This window comes from Nocardiopsis coralli, from assembly GCF_014892575.1.
GTDB classification, from domain to species: Bacteria; Actinomycetota; Actinomycetes; order Streptosporangiales; family Streptosporangiaceae; genus Nocardiopsis; species Nocardiopsis coralli.
The window spans coordinates 19,746-27,932 of sequence record NZ_JADBGI010000041.1; the positions used below are offsets into that span (position 1 = coordinate 19,746).

Consider the following 8,187-nt stretch of genomic DNA (forward strand, 5'->3'; position numbering starts at 1 on the left):
CCGGAAAAAACCGGTGCCCGCCCGATGAGTTCCCGGGCCCGGCCGGGTCTGTACGGGTGCGGAACACAGAACCGGCCCCACAAGGAGGACACCATGAAGCGCCCCGTGCTCGACAGCATGCTGCTCGCCAGTACCGACCCCGACCGCCTGCGCGACTGGTACGCCGCCGTACTCGACCCCGCCGGGAACGAGACCATGGACAACTACCGGGTGCTGCGGTTCGGCACCTTCTACCTGATGATCGACCGGCGCGACGACGTCGGGTCCGAGGCCTCGGACCCCACCCGCGTCATCCTCAACTTCGACGTGGGCGATGCACGCGCCGTGTCCGCCCGCATGGACGAGGTCGGCACCGCGTGGGTGTCCCCGCTGGAGGACCGCGACGGCAGCCTGTTCGCCACGGCCCAGGACCCCGACGGCAACTACGTGCAGATCATCCAGCTCAGCGAGGAGCACCTCGCAGCCATGGAGTCCGGCGAGGCCCCCGTCTCCTGACCAGTGCCCGGGCGGGCGGAGACGGCCCGCCCGGAGTGTTGGCAAAGGTTTGGGCCCGAGCAAGGGGGCCCTGTCACTGGGGAGGCGTAGCGTGACGCTCGTGATGGAACATGTGGCCGACGCGGCCGACCGGGACTTCGAACGGCTCGTGGCCCCCTACCGCGGGGAGCTGTACGCGCACTGCTACCGCATGCTCGGTTCGGCGCACGACGCCGAGGACCAGGTCCAGGAGATCTACCTGCGCGCCTGGAAGGGCTACGACCGCTTCGAGGGCCGCTCCAGCCTGCGCACCTGGCTCCACCGGATCGCCACCACGGTCTGCCTGACCGCCTTGGACAAACGCGGCCGCCGACCCCTGCCGACCGGGCTCGGCGGCCCCACCGACGCGCCCGAGGGCGCCCTCGCCGACCGGCCCGAGGTGCCCTGGCTCGAACCGATGCCGGACACCCTGGGCGGTGTCGGGGACGGCGCCGACGACCCCGGGACGGTGGTGACCACGCGGGAGAGCGTGCGGCTCGCTCTGGTCGCCTCCCTCCAGTACCTCCAGCCGCGGCAGCGCGCCGTGCTGATCCTGCGCGACGTGCTGCGCTTCAGCGCCGCCGAGGTCGCCCAGACCCTGGACACCTCGGTCCCGGCGGTGAACAGCCTGCTTCAGCGTGCCCGCGCCCAGCTCGACCGGGTCACCCCGGACGAGGAGACCGTTCCCGAACCACGCGCCGACCAGCTCGAGACTCTCACCCGCTACGTCTGCGCTTTCGAGGCCTACGACATCTCCGCGCTCACCGAACTCTTCACCGCGGAGGCCTCCTTCGAGATGCCTCCGTTCGCCACCTGGGTACGCGGTGCCGAGCACATCGTCCGTCTCATCGCCGCGCACTGCCCTGCCTCGGCCCCGGGCGACCTGGCGATGGAGCCGACCTCGGCCAACGGTCAGCCCGCCTTCGGCATGTACATGCGCGCGGAGGACGGCGGGTACCGGTCCTTCGGCCTCCACGTCCTGGAGCTGTCCCCCGAGGGCGTCAGCCGCTGCGCGGTCTTCTTCGACACCAGCCTGTTCCCGCTCTTCGGCCTGCCTGACGCCCTGGACCGCTCTTCCGCGCGGTGACGGGGCACGCCGATCCCCCGGTTCCGTCCCGGACGCGCTCGCGACCGGGCAGTGGGGCGGGATGTGCGGTGCCTGCCGGCTGCCCTGATCGCCGGTGGCTTCCCGGTGTGTTCACTGTCCGCCGTCGGGGTGCTCGCTCGCCCGCACCTCGTCCGGGTCGGGCACGGGCAGGTCCACCTCCGCGTCGAACGAGACGAACGTGTACTCCGTGTACCACCACCGCGGGTACTCCTCCTCGCCCGTGCCCAGGTCCTCGGGGGAAAGCCGCGACGACGTCGGGCGCAGGTGGAAGTGGGTCTGCTCCTCCCACGAGAACGCGAGCGGCACACCTTCTGCCGTTGTGACCAGTGTGAACACCGCCGGTTCCGCTGCCGGGTTGTCGGTCGTGGCGAACTCGCCCTCGACCCACAGCGCGTCCCGCTCCCCCGCCGGCTGCCCGTCGGCCAGGTGGGCGTAGGCGTCCTCGGCGGGTTCGGACGGAACGTAGTCCGCCTCCCGGTACCCGATGACGCGGCCGTCCTCGATCGCGGACCGCAGCGGCTCCGTCACCACCTCGGGCGTGTGCGCGTCGGCCTCGCCGGGGTCGGGCGGCTCGGCCCAGGACGCCGGATCCCCGCCCGCCGAGGTCCCACCGGCGTCCAGCAGCCGCCCGTCCCACCACATGCGGTCGCTCGTGGGACCGCCCCCGCCGACCGTGCTGTTCCAGCGCAGCACCTCCTCCGGCTCGGCCTGGTACCGGACCCGGTCGTAGACGGTGGGTCCGCGCGTGCGTGTGCTCTGGCGCGGCCCGGACCCGTTGCCTCCGTGGGTGAGCACGGTGAGTTCGAACGCGTCGGCGCCGAGCACGGTGTCGCGTGCGCGTACGAGCAGGTCCTCCCCGAAGGAACTGGGGTGCTGGTGTTCGGGCTCGTCCGGGCCGAGTGCGTCGAGCAGGAACGCGCCCCCGCCGGCGGTAGCGGCGAGCGCCACGAGCACCCCGGCCACGAGCGCGGCGACCGAGGCGGCCCCGTCGCCTCCGCCGAAGAACCGGCGCAGGCGTCCCGACCGTCGCGGCGGGTCGGCGTTCCAGGCGGCATCGTCATCGTCGCCCTGCACCTCCGGCCAGAGGCGGTCGAGGAACGGGCGTAAGCGTGAGGTGTCCCTGTCGCCACCGTCGCCCCGGTCGCCGACGCCCTCGCCGGGCCCTCTTCCGGTTCCCGATCCGATCCCGCTTCCGGACCCCGTCCCGCTTCCGGGCCCGCTTCCGGAGCCGGTCTCCCCCGAGCCCCGGCCGCCGTCCTTCCCGGGGTCCTCCGGAACCCCGCGCCGCCCTTCTCCCGGGGATTCTCCAGGGCCACGCCCGAGCCGGACCTTTCCGAAAAGGGATCCCAGTCCCCTTTTCCCGGGAAGCCCGCCCCGGGATGGCCCCTCTCGCCTTCCCCGGTCTTCCTCTCCGCGGAACAGAAAAGACCGTTCACGCTTCAACCACCGGCGGCGACCGGCTTCCGCACCCGGGGGCGCCCCGCCTTTTTCCCGACCCCCATCCAATTCGGAACGGGGTACCTCATGCGGGGCCGCGTGTTCCCCTTCCACAACCAGCACCGAGGGCGCGCCCCCGCCTTCCTCACCTGCGTCGGAACACAGATCCCCCGGCCCGTCCGACGCCTCCCACGTGCCCGAATCCCCGCCCCCGTTCTCCCCACTTCTCCGCCCGACCCCATCGGCTTTCCCGGGCGCCCGAAACCCCCCGCGTTCTTCACCCGGCCCCCGCGTCTCCCCCGCACCGCCCACACCCCGTTCCAGAGCCCGCAGGCACGCCTGGGCCGCCGACCGCGCCGTGGGCCGCTCCCCCGGGTCCACCGACAGCGCCCGCCGCAGCACCGGACGCAGCGGCACGGGCACGTCGGACAGTTCCACACGGTTCAGGCGGGCGCGTTCCTCCAGCTCGGCGAGGGTCCCCTCGCTCCCGAACGGCTCGGCCCCGGACGCCCCCAGCACCACCACACACGCCCACGCGAACACGTCGGAGGCCGGCTCGGGCGGCGCCCCCGCGTACCGTTCCGGCGCCAACCACCCGGGCGCGCCCGCCACCCGCGCGGGCGCGGAGTCGTCGATGCCGCGGGCCACCCCGAAGTCCCTGACCCGCGGACCATCGGGCGCCATGAGAACGGTGCGCGGTTCGACGTCGCCGTGCACCGTGCCCGCGGCGTGCACCCGCGCCAGCGCGTCGGCGACCCCCGCGGCCAGGCAGAGCAGCGCGCCGTCCGACAACGCACCGCGCTCCTCCACCCACGTGGCCAGGTCGGGGCCGGGAACGTGCTCGAGCGCGGCCCAGGGACGTCCGCCGTGCCGCCCGCTCGCCCGCGCGCCCAGCAGGTGCGCGCCCGGCTCGGGCACCGGAGGTTCCTGCGCTGCCGGGTCCCACTCGCGGTGGGCGAGTTCGAGGGCACGGCGCGAACCGTCCGGCGCCAGCGCCGCGTACACGGTGCCCATCGCCCCGGTGCCGAGGCGGCCGACCAGTCGGTGACCGCCGACCTTGGCAGGATCGGCGGCCTCGAGGGGACCGATGCGGAGGGAGGCGGGGATGGAAGGAGGGGCCATGGGGGTCGGCTTCTTCCGCGCGTCGGTGTGCCGGAGTGCGTGTGCGAACGTACCGATCCTGGCCCCGCGCAAACGTCATGGACGGACACGAATTACTCACTCCGCACCCGCTTCGTGTTCTCGGGCCGCACACCCGCAACGACACCGGGACCGCCTGCCGTACGGCCGGGCTCGGATCCACCGGCGCCCGTCAGCGCGCGGGGCCCTCCGACATGTACGGGGAGCCGGGCGCGGCCACCTCCGGGAGCCGCGCCTCCGCTTTCTCGAGGACGCGCAAGCCCTCCTCGGGGCCGTGACGGCTGGCGTCGAAACCGGGGAGGTCGGCGGGCGCGCGGACCGAGGCCAGGCGGCTCCGCCGCTCGCGGAGTTCGCTGATCTCGGAGCTCTTGTTCAAGGTCGGCACGAACGAGGTCACCGTCAGGACCACCGCTGCCAGAATGCACACCACCATCAGACCAGCCATCTCGGCATCCAAGGATGCTGGAGCCAAAATCAGCAGGCACACGGCCGCGATCCCGATCTGGACGAAGCTGGCCCCACCGAAGGCGGACTTCTGTTCGAGCTCGGCGATCTCCTTGTTGATCCGCCGGATCGAACGCTGGTTCCTCTCGTCCTGAGCTGCACGCCCGGAAAGGGAGCGGAGATCGATCCTGGCTTGCTTGAATCGGCTCAGCGGTGCATGGCCTGCAGCGAGCACGGCCGCGACAAGCCCGCGCCGCTCCTCCGGGGCACTCTGCACAGCGTCAGCCACGGCCACAGCAGTCGGGCCGCGCGGCAACTTCATGGTCGCCAGCTCCACCAGCTCCTCGACCGTCCGCTCTCGATGATCTGGGGCCTCCTCGTTCAACACTTCGAGGACGTCAATGTCGAAGACCAGCCGGTCGTCCGTGTAGAGCGAAGAGGCCTCCACGGACCAGGCCCGATACGCCTCGACGACCTCGGACACCTCACGCACACTGTCGGCCACTTCGGTGTACCGCTCACACGGGCGCCCGGGAACACACCCGTGCCCGCCCGGATCGGTGCAGTGGTGCATGCTCATCGGGTCCAGAAGCCCGGAGGCGATCTTGGCCCGCAGCCCCTCGACCCTGCCGACCCACGGGGCAAGACGTCCGTCACCGTCGACCACGTTGTCGAAGCTCATGTCCAGCTCGCGGTAGACCGGCGACAATTCCGGCCCCATGTACGCGATGGCCCAGACCACCAGGGCCTCTGTGTGCTCAGGCGACTCGGGCTTCTCGGCCAACAGCTCCCGCAGGGGCGAGTCCGCGGGCTGCCACCGGCGCAGCGCCTGCCGCTGGGGCGCCGACTCCAGGACCGCCCTCGCCCCGCCCCAATCCATCTGCATCGCCTCAGCCAACGCGAACGGGTCGTCGTACTCGCGCCCCTGGAAGACGAAGGGCCGCACACCCGAATCCGCCGCCGGCACGGGCGTGGACCGCACGCCGGCACCGCCTCGGGCATCCCCGGCACCCGCGTCCGGGTCCGCGCTCGCGTCCGTGTCGGGTTCGCCGCGCCCCCGTGGCGGCAGCGAGATCCGCCCGGTCCCCACACCTTCGCCGTGGCTCAGCACGGCCCCGTGATCGAGAACTTCGGTGGTCCCGGTGACCTCCCCGGCGCCTCCGCCGGCGCCGGTCCCGTGCGGCGCACCCCCGCCGAGGTCCTCGTAGCCCAGCAACCAACCCAGCAACGCCCGCGAACTCGGCCGCTCGGCCGGATCCTTGGCCAGGCACCGGCTCACGACCGTGCGCAGACTCTCCGGAACCCCCTCCAGATCCGGCTCGTCCATCAGAACCCGCCGCATCACCGACGCCTGCGACGGCCCGGCGAAGGCATCGGCACCGGTGGCGGCGAAGACGATCACCGCACCCCACGCGAACAGATCGATGGCCGTGGTGACGTCCTCGCCCTCCAACTGCTCCGGCGCCATGTACCGGGGTGTACCGATCAGCGCGCTCGCCGAAGCACGGGTCCCTTCCAACGCCCGGGCGATGCCGAAATCGATCACCCGCGCCCCGTCCGGCGCGACCATGATGTTCTCCGGCTTGAAATCACGGTGCACCACACCCACCGCATGGATCGCCGCCAGCGCAGTCGCCGTGGAGACCGCCAGCCGGTACAGGGCGCTCTCCTCGTAGGGCCCCTCTTCGGCGATGACACGCGCCAGGGTGCGCCCGGCGACGTACTCGGTGATCACCCAGGGCGGGGAGCCGTGCGGGTCGGCCCCGAGCACACGCGCGGTGCAGAAGGACGAGACCTGCCTGACCAGGTCGATCTCGCGCGCGAAGCGTTCGCGGAAGTCGTCGTCGTGGGTGTGGTGGGCGTGCATGACCTTGACCGCGCCCAGACCACCGCGGGGGTCCTCACCCAGGAAGACCGTGCCGAACCCGCCTTTCCCGAGCTCGCGCATCAGGGTGTAGCCACCCATGACGGAACCGACATCGACCACTTGTGGTGCCTCCAGCATGACGGGGGGATCGGGGGTGGCCCCGGCCGGGCTGGGAGGACCGGGGCACAGCGATCGTACCGAGCGGCGGCTCAGGAATCAGCGCTCCGTACGGATACGCACTGCGCAACGCCGCCCGTGTGGCCAGGTCCGGCCACGGGAACGTGGTCGAGCGCGGCCCGCCGGCGGCCTGACGCCCACCCGCACACCCAGCAGGTGCACGCCACGAGTCACGCACGCCGCACCGGCCTCGTGGTCCGGATCCCTCCGCCCGCGACCGCCCCGGGCCAAGGGTCAGCGGCCAGGACGATCCGGCATGTACGGGGATCCGGGCGCAGCCACTTCCGGCAAGCGCGCCTCCGCCTGCTCGAGGAGACGGTAGGCCTCCTCCGGACTATGGCGGCTACCGTCAAAACCGGAGGGACTCATGGATTCTCCATCCGAGGGCACCTCGCTCCGCTGCGCTCGCAGTGAGGCGATCTCCCCATGCTTGTCCGCGACAGGCACCAACGAAGCGCAACACAGGACAAAACCCAACAGCACGAACATCAACGCCAGCGGGCCGAGACCACTCACGGATGCCCACGGAACAAGCAGTACGAAGCACCCCGCACCGGCACTGAAGAGGGCAAAGCTTCCCCCGCCGAAAGCGTCCTTCTGCTGCTGCTCAGCGATCTTCTGGTCGATCTCTCTGAGAGCGTGCCGCCGCTTCCTGCCATGGTCCGAAGTGTGGGCGAATGCACTGAGGTCACGCCGACTCTGCTGCAGACGTAGCAGATAGTCGTGTCCGTGGAAGAGCACGAGTGCGACGTCGAGACGGCGCTCCTCAGGTGCCTTCCGGACGGCTTCGGCCGCCAGAGCGGCGATCCGTCCTTGCGGCAACCGTTCGGTCACCAGCTCCATCATCTCCCCGACGGTCCGTTCTCGATGATCTGGGTCCTCCTCGTTCAACACTTCGAGGACGTCAACGTCGAAGACCAACCGGTCATCGGTGTAGAGCGAAGAGACCTCGAGGGACCAGGCCCGGTACGCCTCGACGACCTCGTTCACCTCGCGCACGCTCTCCGCCACACCGGCATACCGCTCACACGGGCGCCCCGGAACGCACCCGTGCCCGTCCGGGTCGGTGCAGTGGTGCGCGCTCATGGGGTCCAGGAGCCCGGCGGTGACCTTGGCCCGCAGCCCCTCGACCCTGCCGACCCAGGGGGCCAGGCGCCCGTCGCCGTCGATCAGGCTGTCGATGCTCATGTCCAGCTCGCGGTAGACCGGCGACAACTCCGGACCCATGTGCGCGATGGTCNGCGCTCATGGGGTCCAGGAGCCCGGCGGTGACCTTGGCCCGCAGCCCCTCGACCCTGCCGACCCAGGGGGCCAGGCGCCCGTCGCCGTCGATCAGGCTGTCGATGCTCATGTCCAGCTCGCGGTAGACCGGCGACAACTCCGGACCCATGTGCGCGATGGTCCAGGCCAGGAGGAAATCGGTGTGGTCGGGCGACTCGGGCCGCTCGGCGAGCAGGTCCCTCAGGGGCGAGTCCGCGGGCTGCCACCGGCGCAGCGCCTG

5 protein-coding genes are annotated in these 8,187 nt (G+C 71.6%); 2 read left to right on the forward strand and 3 right to left on the reverse strand.

Annotation, left to right across the window (positions count from 1 at the left end; genetic code table 11):
• The first annotated feature begins 93 nt into the window (after nt 1-93).
• Together IDM40_RS27050 and IDM40_RS27055 are read left to right on the forward strand one after the other, a co-directional pair.
• Nucleotides 94-495, forward strand: a complete 402-nt coding sequence (locus IDM40_RS27050) for a VOC family protein (RefSeq protein ID WP_193124916.1) — start codon at nt 94-96, stop codon at nt 493-495.
• Between the two features lie 91 nt (nt 496-586).
• The gene (locus tag IDM40_RS27055) at nt 587-1,600 is read left to right on the forward strand and encodes a sigma-70 family RNA polymerase sigma factor (RefSeq protein WP_193124917.1); all 1,014 of its coding nucleotides are present in this window, start codon (nt 587-589) and stop codon (nt 1,598-1,600) included.
• A gap of 111 nt (nt 1,601-1,711) precedes the next feature.
• Here IDM40_RS27055 and IDM40_RS28740 read toward each other — a convergent pair whose 3' ends face one another.
• The 3 genes from IDM40_RS28740 to IDM40_RS27070 form a co-directional block, all read right to left on the reverse strand.
• Nucleotides 1,712-4,180 (reverse strand): serine/threonine-protein kinase, encoded by a 2,469-nt coding sequence (locus IDM40_RS28740; RefSeq protein ID WP_193124918.1) that lies wholly within the window; start codon nt 4,178-4,180, stop codon nt 1,712-1,714.
• 190 nt (nt 4,181-4,370) lie between these two features.
• Nucleotides 4,371-6,647, reverse strand: coding sequence for a serine/threonine-protein kinase (locus tag IDM40_RS27065; RefSeq protein ID WP_193124919.1), 2,277 nt, complete (start codon nt 6,645-6,647; stop codon nt 4,371-4,373).
• Nucleotides 6,648-6,920: 273 nt separating this feature from the next.
• Complete coding sequence (locus tag IDM40_RS27070; RefSeq protein ID WP_193124920.1) at nt 6,921-7,913, reverse strand: hypothetical protein; 993 nt, start codon at nt 7,911-7,913, stop codon at nt 6,921-6,923.
• Between the last annotated feature and the right edge of the window lie 274 nt (nt 7,914-8,187).

Coding starts and splice junctions, on each gene's coding strand:
- IDM40_RS27050 (WP_193124916.1), top strand. CDS start 94: ATGAAGCGCCCCGTGCTCGACAGCATGCTGCTCGCCAGTACCGACCCC.
- IDM40_RS28740 (WP_193124918.1), bottom strand. CDS start 4,180: ATGGCCCCTCCTTCCATCCCCGCCTCCCTCCGCATCGGTCCCCTCGAG.
- IDM40_RS27065 (WP_193124919.1), bottom strand. CDS start 6,647: ATGCTGGAGGCACCACAAGTGGTCGATGTCGGTTCCGTCATGGGTGGC.
- IDM40_RS27070 (WP_193124920.1), bottom strand. CDS start 7,913: ATGGGTCCGGAGTTGTCGCCGGTCTACCGCGAGCTGGACATGAGCATC.